This is a genomic window from Nocardia veterana NBRC 100344, assembly GCF_000308855.1.
GTDB lineage: Bacteria > Actinomycetota > Actinomycetes > Mycobacteriales > Mycobacteriaceae > Nocardia > Nocardia veterana.
In genome coordinates this window covers 71793-90458 of record NZ_BAGM01000065.1, presented here as the reverse complement: position 1 = coordinate 90458, position 18666 = coordinate 71793, and the positions used below count along the sequence as shown (strand labels likewise).

Annotated in this window: 20 protein-coding genes and 1 pseudogene; 10 read left to right on the top strand and 11 right to left on the bottom strand. The window is 69.7% G+C overall.

What is annotated here, in order from left to right; translation table 11 throughout:
- Positions 1–2: 2 nt before the first annotated feature.
- The 3 genes from ON37_RS11065 (at position 3) to ON37_RS11055 (ending at position 3381) form a co-directional block, all read left to right on the top strand.
- Positions 3–1349: a family 1 glycosylhydrolase gene (locus ON37_RS11065; RefSeq protein WP_040718841.1), complete on the top strand. Its 1347-nt coding sequence runs from the start codon at positions 3–5 to the stop codon at positions 1347–1349.
- Between the two features lie 243 nt (positions 1350–1592).
- The gene (locus ON37_RS11060) at positions 1593–2441 is read left to right on the top strand and encodes a 3-hydroxybutyryl-CoA dehydrogenase (protein WP_040718839.1); all 849 of its coding nucleotides are present in this window, start codon (positions 1593–1595) and stop codon (positions 2439–2441) included.
- 88 nt (positions 2442–2529) lie between these two features.
- Complete coding sequence (locus ON37_RS11055; RefSeq protein ID WP_040718931.1) at positions 2530–3381, top strand: alpha/beta fold hydrolase; 852 nt, start codon at positions 2530–2532, stop codon at positions 3379–3381.
- A gap of 80 nt (positions 3382–3461) precedes the next feature.
- On the opposite strand, the gene ON37_RS11050 is transcribed toward ON37_RS11055, so the two are convergent.
- From ON37_RS11050 to ON37_RS11035, 4 genes are all read right to left on the bottom strand, one after another.
- On the bottom strand, positions 3462–4418 hold the full coding sequence (locus ON37_RS11050; RefSeq protein WP_245553151.1) for an endonuclease/exonuclease/phosphatase family protein: 957 nt from the start codon (positions 4416–4418) through the stop codon (positions 3462–3464).
- A 50-nt stretch (positions 4419–4468) separates the two neighbouring features.
- Positions 4469–6409 carry a YhgE/Pip family protein gene (locus ON37_RS11045; RefSeq protein WP_040718836.1) on the bottom strand — a complete coding sequence of 647 codons (1941 nt, stop codon included), beginning with the start codon at positions 6407–6409 and terminating at the stop codon, positions 4469–4471.
- A gap of 4 nt (positions 6410–6413) precedes the next feature.
- Complete coding sequence (locus tag ON37_RS11040; protein WP_040718835.1) at positions 6414–7088, bottom strand: ATP-binding cassette domain-containing protein; 675 nt, start codon at positions 7086–7088, stop codon at positions 6414–6416.
- Positions 7089–7175: 87 nt separating this feature from the next.
- Positions 7176–7997 (bottom strand): SigB/SigF/SigG family RNA polymerase sigma factor, encoded by an 822-nt coding sequence (locus ON37_RS11035; protein ID WP_040718834.1) that lies wholly within the window; start codon positions 7995–7997, stop codon positions 7176–7178.
- A 435-nt stretch (positions 7998–8432) separates the two neighbouring features.
- On the opposite strand from ON37_RS11035, the gene ON37_RS11030 reads away from it, so the two are divergent.
- Complete coding sequence (locus ON37_RS11030; RefSeq protein ID WP_040718832.1) at positions 8433–8750, top strand: DUF2795 domain-containing protein; 318 nt, start codon at positions 8433–8435, stop codon at positions 8748–8750.
- 13 nt (positions 8751–8763) lie between these two features.
- On the opposite strand, the gene ON37_RS11025 is transcribed toward ON37_RS11030, so the two are convergent.
- Positions 8764–9099 carry a DUF8129 domain-containing protein gene (locus ON37_RS11025; RefSeq protein WP_040718831.1) on the bottom strand — a complete coding sequence of 112 codons (336 nt, stop codon included), beginning with the start codon at positions 9097–9099 and terminating at the stop codon, positions 8764–8766.
- Positions 9100–9210: 111 nt separating this feature from the next.
- On the opposite strand from ON37_RS11025, the gene ON37_RS11020 reads away from it, so the two are divergent.
- Entirely contained in the window at positions 9211–9903 is a 693-nt protein-coding gene (locus ON37_RS11020) for a DedA family protein (RefSeq protein WP_210741890.1), read from the top strand.
- A gap of 34 nt (positions 9904–9937) precedes the next feature.
- On the opposite strand, the gene ON37_RS11015 is transcribed toward ON37_RS11020, so the two are convergent.
- On the bottom strand, positions 9938–10162 hold the full coding sequence (locus tag ON37_RS11015; RefSeq protein WP_051031452.1) for a LapA family protein: 225 nt from the start codon (positions 10160–10162) through the stop codon (positions 9938–9940).
- A 223-nt stretch (positions 10163–10385) separates the two neighbouring features.
- Between ON37_RS11015 and ON37_RS11010 the strand changes: the two genes are divergently transcribed.
- Positions 10386–12278: an alkyl/aryl-sulfatase gene (locus ON37_RS11010; RefSeq protein ID WP_040718926.1), complete on the top strand. Its 1893-nt coding sequence runs from the start codon at positions 10386–10388 to the stop codon at positions 12276–12278.
- A 55-nt stretch (positions 12279–12333) separates the two neighbouring features.
- On the opposite strand, the pseudogene ON37_RS11005 reads toward ON37_RS11010, so the two are convergent.
- The 3 genes and pseudogenes from ON37_RS11005 to ON37_RS11000 all read right to left on the bottom strand — a co-directional run bounded on the left by ON37_RS11005 (position 12334) and on the right by ON37_RS11000 (position 14984).
- Positions 12334–13815 (bottom strand): annotated as a pseudogene (locus ON37_RS11005) (FAD-dependent oxidoreductase).
- Between the two features lie 60 nt (positions 13816–13875).
- Positions 13876–13998, bottom strand: a complete 123-nt coding sequence (locus tag ON37_RS34460) for a hypothetical protein (RefSeq protein ID WP_281004683.1) — start codon at positions 13996–13998, stop codon at positions 13876–13878.
- Between the two features lie 47 nt (positions 13999–14045).
- The gene (locus ON37_RS11000; protein WP_040718830.1) at positions 14046–14984 is read right to left on the bottom strand and encodes a GlxA family transcriptional regulator; all 939 of its coding nucleotides are present in this window, start codon (positions 14982–14984) and stop codon (positions 14046–14048) included.
- Between the two features lie 211 nt (positions 14985–15195).
- On the opposite strand from ON37_RS11000, the gene ON37_RS10995 reads away from it, so the two are divergent.
- From ON37_RS10995 to ON37_RS10980, 4 genes are all read left to right on the top strand, one after another.
- Positions 15196–15888, top strand: coding sequence for a DJ-1/PfpI family protein (locus ON37_RS10995; protein WP_040718828.1), 693 nt, complete (start codon positions 15196–15198; stop codon positions 15886–15888).
- A gap of 55 nt (positions 15889–15943) precedes the next feature.
- Positions 15944–16258, top strand: a complete 315-nt coding sequence (locus tag ON37_RS10990) for a hypothetical protein (RefSeq protein WP_040718827.1) — start codon at positions 15944–15946, stop codon at positions 16256–16258.
- On the top strand, positions 16255–16716 hold the full coding sequence (locus ON37_RS10985) for a membrane protein (protein WP_040718826.1): 462 nt from the start codon (positions 16255–16257) through the stop codon (positions 16714–16716). Before ON37_RS10990 ends, ON37_RS10985 begins: the two co-directional genes overlap by 4 nt.
- Before the next feature lie 103 nt (positions 16717–16819).
- Positions 16820–17308, top strand: coding sequence for a hypothetical protein (locus tag ON37_RS10980; RefSeq protein WP_051031457.1), 489 nt, complete (start codon positions 16820–16822; stop codon positions 17306–17308).
- Between the two features lie 60 nt (positions 17309–17368).
- Here the strand turns inward: ON37_RS10980 and ON37_RS10975 are convergent, their stop codons facing one another.
- Positions 17369–18187 carry an SAM-dependent methyltransferase gene (locus ON37_RS10975; protein ID WP_373282007.1) on the bottom strand — a complete coding sequence of 273 codons (819 nt, stop codon included), beginning with the start codon at positions 18185–18187 and terminating at the stop codon, positions 17369–17371.
- Entirely contained in the window at positions 18076–18657 is a 582-nt protein-coding gene (locus ON37_RS34670) for an arsenate reductase/protein-tyrosine-phosphatase family protein (RefSeq protein ID WP_373282006.1), read from the bottom strand. Before ON37_RS34670 ends, ON37_RS10975 begins: the two co-directional genes overlap by 112 nt.
- Between the last annotated feature and the right edge of the window lie 9 nt (positions 18658–18666).

The window sequence follows — 18666 nt, the reverse complement described above, 5'->3', positions numbered from 1 at the left end:
TGATGCGATCCCGGGTTCTTCGACATGTCTCGGCCGTGTTCGTCACCCTCGCGTCGGTGTTGCCGGCCGCCACACCGGCCACGGCCCAGCCGCCGATGCGGGCGGCCGCGCTCGCCCCGCTGGATTCCGGATTCCTGTGGGGTGTGGCCAGTTCCGGATTCCAATCCGAAGGCCGTACCCCGGACAGCAATTGGTCGAGATATATAGCCCGCAATCCCGGGTACGAACCGCTGCAGAATTCGGTGGACTTCGCCGATCGCTATGAATCCGATATCCGGCTGGCGGCCGATATGGGGATGCGGGTGTTCCGGATCGGAATCGAATGGGCCCGGTTGCAGCCCGCACCCGGCGTGTGGGACGAGAACGCCTTCCATTTCTACGATTCGGTCATCGGCAGCATCGAACGCGCCGGGATGCGGCCGATGATCACCCTGGATCACTGGGTCTACCCGGGCTGGGCGGCGGATCGGGGCGGCTGGCGCAATCCCGGAATGGTCGGCGACTGGCTGGCGAATATGCGTGCCGTGGTCGATCGGTACTCCGCGCGGAATCCGTTGTGGGTGACCGTGAACGAGCCGGCCGCCTACATCCAGCACGAGATCCGCGAGGGCGGCGCCGACGCGGGCACGATGATGAACGGCATCGTGGACGTCCACAACGCCGCCTACGACTACATTCACCAGAAGCAGCCCGGCGCTCAGGTGACCGCCAATGTCGGATACGTCGCCGGGGCGGAGGATCAGGTCAACGGTGAGTTCGTCGACCGGGTGGCCGCCCGGCTCGATTTTGTGGGCGTGGACTACTACTTCGGTTTCGACCCGGCGCAGTCGCTGTACGGGGCGATCGGCCGGGCCACCGGGTCCGCGCTGCCCAACCTGCCGGGTCCGCGCATCTGGGACATGCCGCTACGCACCGAGGGCATCTACTATGCGCTGCAACACTATTCGCGCCGACTTCCGGGTAAGCCGCTGTACGTGGTGGAGAACGGCATGCCCACCGAGAACGGCCTGCCTCGCGGCGACGGCTATACCCGCAGCGACCACCTGCGCGACACCGTCTACTGGCTGCAGCGCGCCAGAACAGACGGCATGAACCTGATGGGCTACAACTATTGGAGCCTTACCGACAACTACGAATGGGGCAGCTACACACCGCGATTCGGCCTCTACACCGTCGACGTACGGACCGACCCGTCGCTCACCCGGCGCCCGACGGACGCCGTGGGCACCTACGCGCAGATCGTCGCCGCAGGCGGCGTCCCCGCCGGGTACCGCCCGACCCACGCCCCGGCCCTCTGCATCTTCGTCGACCCGCCGGCAAGCTGCCTCGGTCCGGTCGCGGGCGGATAGGAACGACTCGAACTCGCGCGGGCGTCGATCTCGAATTCGTCGAGCGCCGCACCCTCGACGGCCGTACTCCGGAGTTCGTCCACCGGTCGGCCCGCCGTCGCCGCGGAGCTGCGCCCGTGGCCCCGCGGCGGCGAGAATCGCGATCGAGTGACCGCCGGAGTTCGCCCGCGGCGGGCTCCCACTACCCCGGCGGCGATAATGAGGCCGGAAAAGTTCGAAACCGAGATGGTGGGAGAGACGACTGTGAAGCTGATCGGTGTGATCGGTGGCGGAACCATGGGTGCGGGAATCGCCGAGGTGTGCGCGAAGGCCGGAAGCGAGGTTCTCGTGCTGGAGACGGCGCCGGACTTCGCCGAGGCCGCGCACAAGCGCATCGAATCGTCGATCTCGCGCGGGGTGACGAAGGGCAAGATCACCCAGGACGAGGCCGACGCGGTCCTGGCCCGGGTGCGGGTGACGCTCGATATCGAGGAGTTCGCCGATCGCGACCTGGTCATCGAGGCGGCGCCGGAGATCGAATCGTTGAAGTACGAAATCTTCGGCAAGCTGGACAAGATCGTCAAGCCCGCCGGCATCCTGGCGACCAACACCTCCTCGATCCCGGTGATCAAGGTGGCCGGCGCCACGCAGCGTCCCGAGCAGGTGGTGGGCCTGCACTTCTTCAACCCGGTTCCGGTGATGCCGCTGGTCGAGGTCATCTCCACCCTGGTCACCGCGCCGGAGACCGCCGCCGCGGTCACCGACTACGCCAAGAACACCCTGCACAAGACCACCGTGCAGGCGGGTGACCGCTCCGGGTTCATCGTCAACGCGCTGCTGATCCCGTACCTGTGCCAGGCGGTGCGGATGCTGGAATCGGGTTACGCCAGCGCCGAGGACATCGACGCCGCGATGAAGGGCGGCTGCGGTTACCCGATGGGCCCGCTCACCCTGCTCGACACCGTCGGCCTCGACATCGCACTGGCCGCCGCGGAGTCGCTGTACGCCGAGTTCGCGGAGCCGCACTACGCGCCGCCGGCCCTGCTGCGCCGCATGGTCGACGCGGGTCGTCTGGGCCGCAAGACCGGCCGGGGTTTCTACACCTACAACTGATCGCCGCGGGATGCCGGTGTGCCCGCGACGGCCGGGCACACCGGATCATGGCACCCAGCCGGTCATCCCACCGGCCAGGATGGATGGCATGGACGTGGGTGTCGACGACCCCGATCGAGTCGGGGCCGAGGTATTGCGGGACGGCCGGAGACTGGCGTGGGCGGAGTGGGGGCCGGCCGATGGAACTCCGGTCGTCTTCTGCGGTGGCGCGGGATGGGGGCGGTGGCTGGGATTCGGCTCCGATGTGCTGACCGAATTGGGTGTGCGGCTGGTCGCCGTGGAGCGTCCCGGCCTCGGAGACTCCACCCCGGCGCCCGGGCGCACCCTGCTGGACTGGGCCGACGATATCGATCGGCTCGACCTCGACGAGCCTGCGGTGGTGGGGTTTTCGCAGGGCGCGCCGTTTGCCTTCGCCTGCGCCGCACGGGGAATCGCAGCGTCGGTGGCAATCGTGTCCGGCGGTGACGAACTCGCCTACCCGGGCTTGGCCGTGCCGCCCGAGGTGCGACAGCTGGTCGATGCGGTGGCCGCCGACCCCGCCGGCGCCGAGGCCGACTTCGCCGAATTCGGCAGCGCCGAACGCTTGTGGCGGCTGAGTATCGACAACAGCCCCGAGGTGGACCGCGAGATCTATCGGCAACCCCGGTTTCGGAAGGCATTCCGCCGCGCATTGGACGCCGGGTTCGCGCAGGGGTCGGCCGGCTATGCTCGCGACACCGTTCTGCACCTGTCGCCCTGGCCTTTTCGCGTCGAGGATCTGTCCGGTCGGGTCCAGCTGTGGTACGGCGGGCGCGATCGCAACGCCACGCATTCCCCGGATGCCGGGGTCACCCTCGCGGCGCGCATCCCGGGCGCCGTCCGGCACTACGTGCCCGAGGCGGGGGGCGCGCTGCTGTGGACCCATGCCCGCGAGATCCTGCTCGACCTGCTGGGTCGGTGAGAGCTTCCCGGCGAGCAGGCGGCCGGACGCGGCGGGCCGTCGGACCGTTTCGGAAGGTCGGCGCGCTGCGGCAAGAGTTCTCAGGAAGTGCTGTGGGGTAGGCGGAGGGCGGCGACCAGGGCTTTGTGGTCGGCGCCGGGGAGGGTGACGGTGCGCACGGCATCGGCGTGAGCCTGCGCGAGCAGGATGTGGTCGATGCCGACCAGCGGTGGCCAGCGCTTGTCGGTGGGATAGGTGACCAGATGTCCGGCGCCGGACTGCTCGGCGGCGTCGGCGAAGCGGCCCGACAGCAGGGCGCGGAACTGGCGGTGGTCGTAGGTGGCGTTGAAATCGCCGCCGACGATCACCGGTCCGTCCGGCGCGTGGTCGAGAATCTCACGCAGCCGGGACAATTCGTCGGCCCACACCCGGGTGCCGTACACCGGCGGGACGGGGTGAAAAGCGTAGACCCGCACCGGCCCCACCTCGGGGACGGCGGCTGTCGCCGAGAGCTGATTGAGCACGAACCCGTCGTATTCGGTGGTGTCGGTGAGGGGGTAGGCGCTCCAGATGCCGGTCCCGGTGGCGGTGCGGCCGGGGGAGAGGTAGCGATGCGGAAGCAGCCGATCCAGTCCGGCGCGGCCCAAGCCCTCGACCGCCGCCGGGGTGAGTTCCTGCACGGTGAGCAGTTCGATCCGGCGCTGGGCGACCTCGTCGACCAGCGCCCGCGGGTCGGCGCCGTCGAACAGCAGATTGGCCTGCATCATCTGCAACGCCCGCCCGTCGCCGCCGGAGCCGCTCACATACAGCGGCGCCTGGGTCCAGATCGCCGCAGCCGCGACCACCGTCGCGACCGCCACCCCGCTCCACCGGCGCACCGCGGCGAATCCGACCACTCCGACGAGCGCGCCGCACATGAGATACGGCGCCAGCGACGCGGCCAGTACCAGCATGCGCGCGGGAAACCCGTTGAGGTGCAGGGCGATTGCGCCGGCCGCGAGTGCGGTGGCGGCGCCGGCCAGCACCTGGGCGGCCGTCCGTATCGACGTCGACATCATCCGGACAGCCAAACACAGCGTCGCCGCCGGGCCGCGACGGCGTCGTCCGGCTAGGCCTCGATCTGCGGGTGCAAGCGGTCCACGGTCCACATCCGCTGCCGGCGGACCACCAAGGTGGTGGCGCTGAGGAACAGCACGAGAAATCCGGCCAGGACCAGCAGGTCACGGACGAGATTGCCGGCGAGGCCGCCGGAAATGGTGACCCGCAGACCGTCCACGACGTAGGTCATCGGGATGAGTGGATGGACCGCGCGGAACGGCGCCGGGGTGGTTTCGATGGGGTAGAGGCCACCGCAGGCGGTGAGCTGGATGATCAACAGCGCCAACGACAATGCCTCACCGATGGCACCGAGCGCGACCCGCAGGAAGTGGTCGATCGCCACGAACGCCGCGGCGGCGAGGATCAGTAGCCCGGCCACTCCGATCGGATGCAGCGGATCCAACCCGAGTCCGACTTGCACGACCAGGTAGAGCAGCAGGCCGCCCACCGCGGCGATCACCGCCACCGGTAACCAACCGGCGGCCGCGACGGTGAAGGCGTCGACCCGCCCGGCGAGGGCGCGCAGGTTGAGTGGCCGCAGGAACAGATAGGCGAGCAGGCCCACCACCCAGAGGGCGATCGCGAAGAAGAACGGGGCGAACCCGCGGCCGTACACCCCGGCGGGGTGCAGATTGTCCATCGTGATGCCGACCGGCGAGCCCAGCACCTCGGCGGCCCGCGCGGTCTGTTCGGGACTGGTGTCGGGAATCTTCGCCAGGGCGCCGTCGACCACCGTGGTGATGTCGCCGGCACCACCGTTGAGTTGATCGGCACCGGTCTGCAAGGTTCGGCTGCCCGCCTGCAGCGCGGCCAGACTCGTGCCGATCTGGGTCGCGCCGCCGCCGATGGTCCGGGCGGCGCCGGTCAGCGCCTGGAGCGGTGCGGTGGCGCCGGCCACCGCTTGACCGATAGTGCCTGCGCGGCTTCGTAATTCGGCCGCCTGATCGGCGGCCTGCTGAGCCGAGGTCTGGGCCTGCGTCGCACTGGTATTCGCGGCGGCGGCGGTCTGGGCGAGGGTGTGGACGTTCGTGCGCGCGTTGGCGAGCAGCGGATCCTGCGCGAATTCCGGGTGCGCTGCGGTGAATTGGTCCAGGGCGGTGGAGCCCTGGGCGGCGGCCTGGCCGACGATGCCGGTGGCGTCCCGAACCAGGGTCAGGCTCTGCGCGGCGGCCGAACTGGCATCGGCGAGCGTGCCCGTGGCGGCCGGTAGGGCGGCGACACCGGCGTCGGTGATGGCGGTGAGCGCCCGATCGGCCTGGGCGCCGGCGCTCGCCAGCTGCTGCACCCCGTCGGCGACGGATTCGGCGCCCTGTTGTGCGGCGGAGATGCCCTGGGTGAGGGCGGCGCTACCCTGTTGCGCCAGGACGGTCCCGTCGAGCAGCCGGTGCGCGCCGACCGAGGCGATGCGGAGCTGCTGCTTCACCAGTGCCAGATCGCCGTAGATGGCGGTCGCGTAGGCGGCGTGCGCGGCCTGGTCGATCTGGCTCTGCAGCTCGGTTTTCGCGGTTTGCGCGACGATGCCGACGATGTAGTTGTTGGCGTCGTTGAGCGTGATGCCGAGCGTGGCGCGTTGGGGGAGTGGATTCTGCGCACTGGCGAGCCGGGCGCTGAAATCGGCCGGCACGGTGATGGTGAAGTAGTACCGGCCGTGCCGCAGCCCGTCGAGCGCCTCCCGGCCGTCGACGAAGTTCCACGCGAAGGCGCCGGAGGCCTGCAATTGCTGAGTGAATTGCTTTCCGGCATCGATCATTCGGCCGTTCGCCTCGGCCGGCCGGTCCTCGTTCACCACGGCCACCGGGATCTGATCGGTGCGTCCGTAGGGGTCCCAGTTCGACCACAGATACAGCGACCCGTACAGCAGCGGGATCATGGCCAGCCCGATCGGAACCAATCGCCGCATCGGGGCGCGGAAACGTCGGAATTCCAGCAGTGCCAGGCGTAGCGCTGTCATCGCGTCACTCCTCCGGAAGGGGGATCCGGTCGCGCTCGGTCGGGTGGGGCAGTTCAATCACGGTGATCGAATCATCCAGGGCGGGAAGGGCTTCGGCGGTCGATGCGAGCACGGTGCAGCCGTGTTCCCCGAGCGCCCGCAGCCCGGTCCAGACCCGATCGCTGCCCGCCGGGTCGCACCCCCGTGTCGTATCGTCGACGACGACCACGCCCGGCCCTTCGGCCGCGGTCAGAGCGACGGCGAGCAGCGTCCGCTGGTCCGGCGGTAGGTCGGCGACGGCCGTCCGGCCGGGCGCGTCGACCTCGAGCAAGGCCATGGCGTCGGCAACGGCCGCGCCGTCGACGCCGGGTGCGATCAGCATGCGTTCCTGCACCAGATCGCCGACCCGCAGTTCGTCGTCGAGCCCGACCGCCGGTTCGGCACGCGCCACGCCCACCACCTCGCGCACGCGCCGGGCGTCGTCGGGAAGCCGCCACCCGCCGACGGCCGCCGAGCCGGCGACGATCCGCATCCGGCCGGCGAGCGCGAGCAGCAGCGACGTCCGCCCGGACCCGCCGGGGCCGGTGATCACCGCGAGCCGGCCGGCCTCGATGTCGAGCGAAACCCCCGCGAACGCGCATCCGCGCGCGCCCCGTGCGGTGAGCCCGCGTGCGATGATGTCGACCCCGTGGAAACGCATCCCAGCGAGGTTAACCCGGGAGCCGGGGTTTCCCCGCTCGACATCCCCGCCCGCATGTCACGGGCGGGGCAGCCGATAGGTGTCAGCTCAGGCGTCGGCGAGTTCGTATTCGGCCCACACCTGATCGCGCAGGCTGTCGAGGATCCGGGCCAGCAGCCGCGAGATCTGCATCTGCGAAACGCCCAGTTCGTCGGCGATCTGCGACTGGGTCTGGGACTCGAAATACCGCATCACCAGTAGCCGCCGGTCCTGTTCGGAGAGATCGGCGATCAGCGGCCGGACGGCGGCCGCCTGTTCCAGTAGTTCGTAGCACGGTTCGTCCGCGCCGAGCGATTCGGTCAGCGGGGTGGCCTCGTCGCTGTCGACCGCGGCCGTGTCGAGCGAATCCGTGCGATAGGCGTTGGCGGCGACGAGGGCCTGTGTGACGTAGGTGGTCTCCACCCCCAGTTCGGCGGCGAGTTCGCCGGCGTTCGGGGTGTGGCCGAGCCGTTGCGCCAGCGTGTCGCCGGCCGTGGCGAGTTGCTGCTTGAAGTCCTTGTAGCGGCGCGGGACCCGGGCGGCCCAGGTGTGGTCGCGGAAGTGACGGCGCACCTCGCCCATGATGGTGGGAACGGCGAAGCTCAGGAATGCGGTGCCGCGATCGGCATCGAAGCGGTCGACGGCGAGGACCAAGCCCATGCGGGCGGTCTGCACGAGGTCGTCGAAGGCCTCGCCGCGGTCGCTGTATCGCCGGGCGATGTGTTCGGCCAGCGGCAGGCACAATTCGATGATGTGATCGCGCAGTTCGTGCCGAAGCGGGTCATCGATGTCGAGATCGTTCAGTTTGTCGAACCAGGGTTCTATGTTGTCGTAGCTGTCGCCGCCGGGGCGCGCCGGACCGGCCGGCCGGCTCGTAGCTCGCTGGGACATTCGAGTCCTCCGTTTCCGTCGAATGCGACGACATGGAACGAGCACTCGGATCGCGGATCGAGTGGGGGCGCTCGCGTTGCCCGTGGCACCCGCACGACTGGTGCTCGCCGACTTCCGCCGTCCGCTCAGCCTGTGCCGTCGTCTCGAAACAGATTGGCGCACACTGCATCTCAGTTGTCGGAGTGAATCCGAGGATTCTGCGCGTCGCTCCTCGTGCGCCTCGGTCGGGCCGACATCTTCACCCCGGGCGCTGATCTCCATCATAGGAGCGGTCCGACCGCTGTGGTCAAGAGTCGCCGGGGACCGAGACCGGCTTGTGTTGTGCGCCCGATCACCCCGGCCGCCGGGGGCGCGGCGGAACCGGAGATTAGCCCGCGGCAGCCGGGGTACCGCGACACACAGCGCGATCCGGCGAACCGAGCGAGGAGGAAGTCGATGGTTGCTACCGATGCCGATCGGGTCCGGCAGGCACTGTCGGCCGCGGATTTCCCGGCCGACAAGGACGATCTGGTGCAGTCGGCGACGCGGGCCCACGCCGACCGGGACACGGTGCGCGCGCTCGAGGCGATACCGCCGGAGACCTACGCGAACGTCGGTGAGGTCCTGCAGTCGGTGAATCTGGACCCGCAGCGGTCACCGGCCGATCGGGCCGCCCAGCGCCGCACCCACACCCATCCCGGGCTCGCCGAACAGGAGAAGGATGTTCCCGTCAACCCGATCGTGGACGAACTGGGTGAGAACCGCGGCAGCTGAGCCGGCCCGGTGGTCAGGGCTTGCCACGATTCGGTGTCTGCTCGGCGACCCCGTGGCGCAGCGGCGTGTTGTCCGCCGGGGAATGCGACGGATCCGCGGCGGAGCCGCCGGCGTGCCCGCTCACCGGCGGGGCCTGGCCCGGATCCCCACCGGACGGCTCGGCACCGGCCGCCAGCTGATCGAGGCGGGCGGACAGGATCTCGATCACCCGCGGGCGGTGTGCGGCGCTGCGTTCGTGGTCGAGCAGCTGCCGCACCTGGCCGGCGTCGAGGGCCCGTGCCCGGTGCTCGATCGAACCGACCGTGAGCTGGTCGTAATCGGGTAGTGGCAGTTCGTTGCCGGTACTCATCGTCGCCTCCTCGCCCCCGGATGGCTGCGCCGTCGACCTCCCATCGGGGCACTACCCGCGATGCCGTCCGGAAAACGGCGGCGGCGCGAATCCGACGAAAGGTTGTCCGGAGTGCTGAATCAGGTACAGGATTTCGTCACCGGTGCGGCCGGTTCCCCGTGGGTGTATCCGGCGCTGCTGGCGGTCTGCGTCATCGACGCGTTCTTCCCGCCGGTGCCCAGCGAATCGGTGATCGCCGCGCTCGCCGCGATCGGCAGTTCGACGGGGTCGCCGTCGGTCTGGCTGCTGGTGGTGTCGGCGGCGCTCGGAGCCATCATCGGCGACAACATCGCCTATACGATCGGGCGAGCCATCGGCACCGACCGTTTCGGGTGGATGCGCCGGCCGAAGATCCGGCATGCGTTCGATTGGGCACGACGAACGCTGGACCAGCGGGCCGCGCTGCTCGTCATCACCGCGCGTTATATCCCGGTGGGGCGGATCGCGGTCAATGTCACCGCCGGGGCGACGCGGTATCCGCGCCGCAAGTTCGTCCCACTGACGGTGATCGGCGGCATCAGCTGGGCGGCGTACTCGGTCGCGATCGCCAGCCTGTTCGGTCAGTGGCTCCGTGACCAACCCCTGCTCGCCGCCGTCATCGGCATCGGGTGCGCGATCGTCCTCGGCTTCGTCGTCGATCGGGTGGTGCGCCGATTCTTCGGCGGCGACAGCGAGCAGCGCGACGCCGGCCGCGAGGACGAGGACGTCCGGCGCGACGAGCCGGAACATCGGGACGCCGAGGCTCCCGGCAGCTCGCGGCGCTGACCGGCGACGGCTGCGGCCGAGCGCGACCCAGGGCTCAGCGCCGCGCCCGCCTGGTCAGGAGACCGGCGACCCATCCCACGAGGAACATGATCAACAGGACCAGCCACATCGGCGACCGGATGGTCAGCGCGAGGATGTTGATGTCGACCCGATGATGGTTCTGAACGACGAAGATGACGGCCAGGACAGCCAGCACCAGGGCCACCCACTGGGTCGGCGAAATGCGGGACAGTCTCGACGGTTTCGTACTCCGGTCCATCGCGATCCTCCCGGATTGTAGGGGCGGTGCGATGACGGTGGCATATCCGCACGATGCCGGCCTCACCCGGTGCGGATGAGACCGGGCCGACATCGCCCGCGGCGGGGGAGTCCGTGGTGGTCGGCGGCACGTTCACCCCTCGCGGGTGAGGCTACCGCGCGCCGCCGATGTCATCGTCACGGTCGAACGAGATGGTCCGCCGTCCACGTCAGGGGTGCGCACGATGCCGGGTAACAGCGTTACGGAGAATATCGAGGCTCGTCATCGGGAGGCGTCGCAGACGTTCCCGTTCGCCGACGAGCAGGATTTCGAGGATGCCCGGCGCGGTTTCGTCGCCGCGCTCGAGCCGGGAGTGGTGAAGAATTCCGCCGGAGAGGTGGTGTGGGACAGCGACGCCTACGCGTTTCTGGACCAGGACTGTCCGCCGACCGTGCATCCCAGCCTGTGGCGGCAGTCGAAGTTGTGCACGATCCAAGGCTTGTTCGAGGTGACCGAGGGGATCTATCAGATCCGGGGCCTGGATCTGTCGAATATGACTCTGGTCGAGGGCGATTCGGGTGTGATCGTGATCGATCCGCTGATCTCGGCGGAAACCGCGGCGGCGGGGCTGGCGCTGTACCGCACCCATCGTGGCGACCGGCCGGTGACCGGGGTGATCTACACGCATTCGCATATCGACCATTTCGGTGGGGTCAAGGGCGTCACCACCGCCGACGAGGTCGCGGCGGGCCGCTGCCCGATTCTGGCGCCGTCGGGTTTCGTCGAGCACGCGGTGGAGGAGAACGTCTATGCCGGTACCGCGATGGCGCGCCGGGCCGCCTACATGTACGGGGCGGCGTTGCCGCGGGGGCCACAGGGGGCCGTGGGCGCCGGTCTCGGGCCGACGACCTCGACCGGTACGCCGACACTGATCACCCCGACCGTCGACATCACGCACACCGGTCAAACCGAGGTCGTCGACGGTGTGCGCATCGAATTCCAGCTCACCCCGGGCACCGAGGCGCCCTCGGAGATGAACTTCTACTTCCCGGACCGGCGCGCGCTGTGTATGGCCGAGAACGCCACCCACACATTGCACAATCTGCTCACCCTGCGCGGGGCACTGGTGCGGGATCCGCACGTGTGGGCGAAATATCTGACCGAGTCGATCAACCGGTTCGCCGCCCGCTCCGATGTCGTGTTCGCCTCGCATCACTGGCCGACCTGGGGTACCGGGAGATTGACGGAATTCCTTGCGTTGCAGCGTGATCTGTACGGCTACCTGCACGACCAGACGGTGCGGGCGCTGAACAAGGGGGCTACCGGGATCGAGATCGCCGAGAGCATCGAGTTGCCGCCGGCGCTGGCTCGGGCCTGGCACACGCACGGGTACTACGGTTCGGTGAGCCACAATGTGAAGGCGATCTATCAGCGATACATGGGCTGGTTCGACGGCAATCCGTCCTCGTTGTGGCAGCATCCGCCGACCGAATCCGCGAAACGCCATCTGGACTTCATGGGCGGCGCCGACGCGGTGGTGGCGAAGGCCCGCGAGTCGTACGCCGACGGCGATTTCCGTTGGGTGGCACAGGTATTGAACTACGTGATCTTCGCCGAGCCGGATCATGCGGCGGCGCGCGCCCTGCAGGCCGATGCGCTCGAGCAACTCGGCTACGGGTCGGAGAACGGTACCTGGCGCAACTTCTTCCTGATGGGGGCCTACGAGTTGCGCAACGGGTCGGTCGGAACCCCCACGGTGGCGGCGGCGCCGGATATCGCCGCGGCGCTGAGCGTCGAGCAGCTGTTCGACGCGATCGCCCTGCGGATCGACGGACCGAAGGCGTGGACGGCCGAGATCACCCTCGACTGGCGGATCTCCGACGAGGACATCGTGCATCGGGTCCAGCTACGCAACGGGCTGCTCGTGCATTTCGATGTCACCGGCGAGCTGCCCGAGGCCGATGCCACCTTCACCCTCACCGGCGCAGACCTGCACCTGGCGCTGCTGGGCGGGCGGGATCTGCAGGAGATGATCGCCGACGGCACCGTCGCCGTCAGCGGCGACGCGACCGCACTCGTCGAATTGGTCGGCTATCTGGACGAGCCCGACCCCGACTTCGCGATCGTCACGCCCTGAGCCCGACCGCCTTCCCGCCCCGGCCCGCCGGCTCCGGCCGCCCGGACGCCGGTCGTCACATCAGATCCAGGTCCCGAGTTGCCGGTCCCTCCAACAGTTTTCCGTCGTGGGAGAACCGGGACCCGTGCAGTGGGCAGTCCCAGGAGCGCTCCGCGTCGTTCCAGTTCAACACGCCGTACAGATGCGGGCACACCGCCGATACCGCCGAGGTCGCACCGTCGACGGTGCACACCCCGACCGGCCGGAGACCGCGGCGTTCCACCCGGCCCTCACCTTCGGCCGGGACGCCGCCACCGCCGCGGAGTGCACCCAGCCAGCCGGTCGCCAGATACCGCGCCACCTGGGCGTTGATCGACGCCGCCTTGACGGCCCCGGCGACCTCCCGGCCGCGCCAGGTCCGATAGGCCGCCGCCCACGGCTGATGGCCGCCGAGAATCGTGCCGGTCAGTGCGAGTGCGGCCGAAACCGCGTTGGTCATACCCCATTTCGCGTAACCGGAGGCGACCAGCAGGTGGTCGTCGCCGGGCAGCAGCGGCCCGGCATAGGGCAGTTCGTCGATCGCGGAATAGTCCTGCGCCGACCACCGGTGGGTGGGTTCCGCGCCCGGGAAGTGGCGGCGCGCCCAGTCGAGAAGTTCGGTGACATGAGCTTTCGGTGACCGTGCCCGGCCGACCACGTGCCCGCTGCCGCCGACGAGCAGCAGATCCTCACCGCTGTGCGGCGCATACCGCAGCGAGCGGGTGGGCGAGTCGGCGGACAGATACATGCCCCGGGGAAAGTCGCCGGGCACCCGCAGCGCCGCGGCATAGGAGCGGTCGGGTTCCAGCCGGGCGAAGAAGCCGCCGCGGTCGAGGATGGGGGTGCCGGTCGCGAGCACCACGGTGGGGGCGTGGATCCGGCCGCGATCGGTGACGATGGTCCGTCCGCGGCCGGCCGACCCGTGGACGCCCTGCACCCGGGTGTGTTCGAAGATCGTCGCGCCGTGCCGGCATGCCTGCAGGGTGAGTGCGGCGAGGACGTCCATCGGATCGAACTGGGCCTACCCCGGCAGCCGTACGGCGCCGTAGACGCGATAGGGCAACTCGGTGTCCTCGGTCCACTCGACCTCGAGCCCGGCTTGTTCGCAGGCGTGAAACTCCTTGCGTACCAGGGCTGTTGCGCGGTCGGTCCCGGCGTAGGTGAAGGCATCCGCATGCTGAGTGGCGACATCGTTCTCGGCGCAGAATCGCAGCAGCCACTGCTGGCCCTCGAGATTCGCCTCGACGTAGCGGCGCACCGTGTCGGCGGAGTGTTTCGCGGCGATCGACGACAGATGGGTGCCCTGCAACAGGCTGAGTTTGGCGGTCGTGTTGCCCGTGGCGACGGCGCCGATGGTCCGGCCTTCGAGGACGGCCACCCGCCGCCCGGCGCGCGCGAGCAGCAGGGCGGTGGTCAGGCCGGTGAGGCCGGCGCCGACGACGACGCAGTCGTATTCCTCATCCGGGTTCGGGGTCGTCGGTACCGAGACGGGGGTGCGGTCGAGCCAGAGGGACGTCACCGATTTCGCCTTCCTGTCGGTGGAGGAGCGGGTCTCCGAGCGCGGCGGGTGCGCCGGGGGTCAGCGCAGATTGCCCTCGTGGTCCGGCGGTCCGGACGATCCGCCGCGACGGCTGCGGATCGTCCGGTACAGAATCACGGCGACGACCAGGACGACCAGGACGACGATCACCAGTAGCTCCATATCGAGCCCTTACCCGGCACGGCCGGATTCAACCCGGCGCGCGCCGCTCAGCTGAAGCTGCGTCGATAGGCGTGCGGAGTGACGCCGGTGGTGCGCTTGAAGCGCTCCCGGAACGCGGTCGGCGAACCGAATCCGACCTGGGCGGCGATCCGTTCGATCGAATGACCGGTCGATTCCAGCAGATGCTGGGCGCGGCGAATCCGGGCGCGGTGCAGCCACTGCAGGGGCGTCGTGCCGGTGTGTTCACGAAAGCGGCGGATCAGGGTGCGGGTGCTGACGCCGGCCTGTGCGGCGATGTCGTCGAGGGTGAGTTCGGTGTCGAGATGGTTCTCCAGCCAGCCGAGCACGGGTTCGAGCACCGAGCCGCGCGGCGTGGGCGGATAGCCGTGCACGATGAATTGTGCTTGTCCGCCTTCACGTTCCAGCGGCATGACCGACAACCGGGCGGTATCGGCGGCCACCGCCGAGCCGTAGTCCCGGCGGATCATGTGCAGGCACAGATCCAACCCGGCGGCGGCGCCGGCCGAGGTGAGGATCCGGCCGTTGTCGACGTACAGGACGTCGGGGTCGACCTCGATCTCGGGATAGGCGGCGGCCAGCTGGGCGGCCGCGATCCAGTGCGTGGTGGCGCGCAGCCCGTCGAGCAGCCCGGTCGCGGCCAGGGTGAAGGTGCCGGTGCAGATGGAGGCGATGCGGGTGCCCCGCGCGGCGGCGCCGCGCAGGGCGTCGCGCACGGCGGGGGAGATCGCGGCGGCGGGATCGGCGGTGCCGGGCACCACGACCGTGTCGGCACCCTCGAGGCCGGCCAGCCCCCACGGTGCCCGCAGGGTGAACACCCCGGCATCCACCTCGGGATGTTCCGCGCAGACGCGTACCCGGTAGCCGGGCCGCCCGTCCGGTAACCGGGTTCGGGTGAAGGCCTCCACGGGCGTGGCGAGGTCGAAGGAGACCACCTGGGGGAGGGCGAGCACGGCGACGGTGTGCATGGCGAGAATCTACCTGTGCGCCGCTCGGCGGAGTTCCTGTTGTGTTTCGTCGTGCCGGACATTGTCCAGGTCACAACGAGATTCGGCCTCCTGTCGCTATTTCGTCGGAAGATGGCAGAAATGCCACTGGGCCGAGTCGGGGCCGCCGCATAGCGTCGGAGCGTGCCCCGGCTCGCCGGCCGGGCCGTCCGACTCGAAGGGATCGCCATCCGTGCATGCGCAGATCGTGTTGTTCGACGGGTTCGACCCGTTGGATGTCATCGCCCCGTTCGAAGTGCTGCATGCCGGTGGCACCGCATCGAACGGCGCGCTCGGCGTCGAACTGGTGACGGCGGAGGGACCGCGTGCGGTGATCAGCGGCACCGGGGGTCTGGCGCTGCACGCCACGGCGGCCCTCGACCCCACCCGTCCCGGAATCGTCCTGGTGCCCGGGGCTTCCGGTCGCGTCGGCGAGCCCGGGGACCTCCCCGATCAGGAGGCGGGTGCGAGCGGCGAGTGGCGTCCGGACGAATTCGTCCCTGTACTGCTGGGCCGCGCGTTGACCACCGAGCTGCCGGGACTTCTGCGTGCCGCGATGGCGAATCCGCGGATCATCGTGGCCGCGGTGTGCGGCGGATCGCTGGTGCTGGCCATGGCCGGCCTGCTGGAGGACCGCTGCGCGACCACTCATCACCTCGGCCTGGATCTGCTGGACGCCACCGGCGTCCACGCCGTGGCCGCGCGGGTGGTCGACGACGGCGACCTGGTCACCGGCGCCGGCGTCACCTCCGGCCTCGATCTCGGGTTGTATCTGCTGGAACGTGAGGTCGGTCCGCAGATCGCCCACGCCGTCGAGAGCCTGTTCGCCCACGAACGACGCGGCACCGTGTGGCGGCGCGACGGGCTCGTGCCCGTCGGCTTCTGATCGCCGGCCGCGTCCGGCACCCCGAACGTCCCCACCGTGAGGAGAACACTGCACCATGTCCGCCGAAGGCATCTGGGATCTGTCCATATCCACCCCGATCGGCCGGATCGCGGCCGAGGTCGAACTGCACCGGACGCCCGGCGGGCTGACCGGTACGGCGACCGGCGCGGGTGAACGGGTCCCGCTCGGCGCGGTCGTCCTCGACGGCGACCGCCTCACGTGGACGCAGGCGGTGACCAAACCGATGCGGTTGAACCTGGCCTTCGCCGTGACCGTCGACGGTGATGTGCTCACCGGTACCGCCAAGGCCGGGCGACTGCCCGCCTCGCGGGTCACCGGCACCCGCCGCACCGCGGAGCACGCGCGGTGACGAAACTGCTGCTGTCGCTGCATGTGCTCGCCGTCGTCGTGGCGGTCGGCCCGGTCACGGTCGCGGCGAGCATGTTTCCCGCCGCCCTGCGCCGGGCCGCCGGCCCCGAGCCGGATCCGGCAGCGGTGAATCTTCCCCTGCTGCATCGGATCTGCCGCGTATACGCGCTGATCGCCCTCGCGGTGCCGGTGTTCGGCCTCGCCACCGCCGCCGCCCTGGGCGTCCTCGGCACCGGGTGGCTGGTGGTCTCGATCGCCCTGACGGCGACGGCCGCCGCGATCCTCGCGCTGATGATCCTGCCCGACCAGCGGGTCGCGCTCGCCATGCTCGGAACACAACCCGAACGGACCGCCTCGGCCGCGGGACGGTTGGCCATGACGACCGGGATCTTCAATCTGCTGTGGGTGATCGTGACCGTCATGATGGTCGTGCGGCCCGGGTCCACCACCGGCGCGTGAGCGGTGCGGCGGCGCGGCGGGTGTGCTGCGATCGGGTCGCGACACGGCGACGATCGGGCGGCGGATCGCTGCGCCGCGGTCGTGCCCGGCATACCGTGGATTCATGCGCACTGTCGTCCACCTGGTGCTGTTCGCCTGCGGTGTCGTGATGGCCGTCGGCGCATTCGGCCGGTTCGTCGGGATCGTGGAGGCTCGCCACATCGGCCTCGTCGACATTCGGGACGGTTTCGCGGGCGGCATTCCCCTGGACGCGGTGCAGGCTCAGAGTCCGCAGCTGCGGGTCTCCTACACGGTCGTGTTGCTGCTGGTCGCCCTGGTGATGCTACTGGCGGGGCTGTTCGGATCGCGAGTGCTGGGTTGGCTCGGCGTGCTCGCCGGGCTGGCCGCCCTCGCGGTGCCGGCGTGGCGGCTCGACGAGCGGTTCGGAACCCAGCTACGGGACGACTATCGGCATCTGCTGAGCGGGACCTGGGGGCTGTACCTGTTCGGCGGCGCGCTGATCGTCGCCGTGATCGCCCTGCTGGTACCGGGAGAGCGACCACGACGACGCCGCACGAACGGTACCGATGTTCCCCGCCGAGCCGAGCGGTAGCCGCGCTCCTGTGCGGTTTCCGGATTCGGCGCGGGTGGCGACCGGCGTCGACGGTTCGGATCAGGAACGGACCACGGTCACCAGATTGATCAGCGACTGCCGGCCCTCGTCGGCGGGGGTGTGGCCGAGGGCGCGGATGTAGTCGGGCAGCGAAATACGCTCACCGGTCCATTCGCGTTCGCCGAACCAGTCGGTGGCCTCGCGGCGCGGCTCGTTGTAGATCAACCGCAGCCATTCCGAACCGGACCCGCCGTCGGCGACCAGTTCCTCGGCCGCCTCTGCGGGCAGCGGATCCATCTGTTCGATGGCGACTCGGCTGCCCGGTGCGCTCAGCGCATCGACCGCGTCGAACAGCTGATCCTGCGCGCTCGGGGTCAGATAGATCAGCAGCCCCTCGATCAGCCAGGCGGCCGGACGGTCGGGGTCGAAGCCGCTGTCGCGCAAGGCTTTCGGCCAATCGCCACGCAGATCGACCGCGACCTCCCGGCGGTCGGCGAGTGGCCGGTGCCCGGCGCCGGCGAGGGTTTCGCGTTTGAACTCCAGGATCTGCCGGCGGTCCAATTCGTAGACCGTGCAGCCGGCGAGCGCCGGCAATCGGTAGGCGCGCGCGTCCAGGCCGGCCGCGAGGAGCACCACCTGCCGGATGCCCGCGGTGGTCGCGGCCTGGAGGAAATCGTCGAAATAGCGGGTGCGAGCCACCTGGTGCTGCTGGAACGGAACCCCGAAATCGGCTGTCAACAGGGGATGTTCGCTCAGGCGGCCGGCCATCAGATCGGCCCACTCGCCGCCGGCGGCCGAGACGAACAACTCGGCGAACGGATCGCGCGCCGGAGTATCGGCAGTCCGTCCCCCCAGGGCGCGAGCGGCGGCGACGAACAATGCCGTGGAGCCGACGCCGGTGGTGATATCCCAGGAATCTTCGTCGGTACGCATGTCGCCAACCTACCGATCGGCCCCGCCGCGCACGGTTGCCCGCGCCGCGGCTGCGCGAATCCGTCGCCGACCCGCGGTAGCAGCGGGTTTCGCCGCACGGATGGGTGCTTTGCGAGCGAAATCCGCCGTCCGGTGCCTGGCGCGACGGACCGTCTCGCCGGGCCGTCGATTGTCCAGTCGCGGTAGTCGACGCCGGGGAAGCGCGGGCACCTGTCGCCGCAGCCCATCGTGATCACGACATCGCTGATGCGGACGGAATCGGGGGTGAGGACCGTCGGTGTGCCGGCGGCGATGTCGATACCGACTTCCCGCATGGCCGCGATCACCACCGGATTGATGCGGTCGGCGGGCTCGGTCCCGGCGGAGCGGACCTCGATACGGTCACCGGCGAGGTGGTCGAGGAAACCGTGTGCCATCCGGGAACG

Excerpts from the sequence above, each read along its gene's own strand:
- ON37_RS11065 (WP_040718841.1), top strand. The coding sequence starts at position 3 with ATGCGATCCCGGGTTCTTCGACATGTCTCGGCCGTGTTCGTCACCCTC.
- ON37_RS11010 (WP_040718926.1), top strand. The coding sequence starts at position 10,386 with ATGCCGGGTAACAGCGTTACGGAGAATATCGAGGCTCGTCATCGGGAG.
- ON37_RS11030 (WP_040718832.1), top strand. The coding sequence starts at position 8,433 with ATGGTTGCTACCGATGCCGATCGGGTCCGGCAGGCACTGTCGGCCGCG.
- ON37_RS11045 (WP_040718836.1), bottom strand. The coding sequence starts at position 6,409 with ATGACAGCGCTACGCCTGGCACTGCTGGAATTCCGACGTTTCCGCGCC.
- ON37_RS10980 (WP_051031457.1), top strand. The coding sequence starts at position 16,820 with ATGCGCACTGTCGTCCACCTGGTGCTGTTCGCCTGCGGTGTCGTGATG.
- ON37_RS11015 (WP_051031452.1), bottom strand. The coding sequence starts at position 10,162 with ATGGACCGGAGTACGAAACCGTCGAGACTGTCCCGCATTTCGCCGACC.
- ON37_RS11000 (WP_040718830.1), bottom strand. The coding sequence starts at position 14,984 with ATGCACACCGTCGCCGTGCTCGCCCTCCCCCAGGTGGTCTCCTTCGAC.
- ON37_RS11055 (WP_040718931.1), top strand. The coding sequence starts at position 2,530 with ATGGACGTGGGTGTCGACGACCCCGATCGAGTCGGGGCCGAGGTATTG.
- ON37_RS11025 (WP_040718831.1), bottom strand. The coding sequence starts at position 9,099 with ATGAGTACCGGCAACGAACTGCCACTACCCGATTACGACCAGCTCACG.
- ON37_RS11035 (WP_040718834.1), bottom strand. The coding sequence starts at position 7,997 with ATGTCCCAGCGAGCTACGAGCCGGCCGGCCGGTCCGGCGCGCCCCGGC.
- ON37_RS34670 (WP_373282006.1), bottom strand. The coding sequence starts at position 18,657 with ATGGCACACGGTTTCCTCGACCACCTCGCCGGTGACCGTATCGAGGTC.
- ON37_RS11040 (WP_040718835.1), bottom strand. The coding sequence starts at position 7,088 with ATGCGTTTCCACGGGGTCGACATCATCGCACGCGGGCTCACCGCACGG.
- ON37_RS11050 (WP_245553151.1), bottom strand. The coding sequence starts at position 4,418 with ATGATGTCGACGTCGATACGGACGGCCGCCCAGGTGCTGGCCGGCGCC.
- ON37_RS10990 (WP_040718827.1), top strand. The coding sequence starts at position 15,944 with ATGTCCGCCGAAGGCATCTGGGATCTGTCCATATCCACCCCGATCGGC.
- ON37_RS34460 (WP_281004683.1), bottom strand. The coding sequence starts at position 13,998 with ATGGAGCTACTGGTGATCGTCGTCCTGGTCGTCCTGGTCGTCGCCGTG.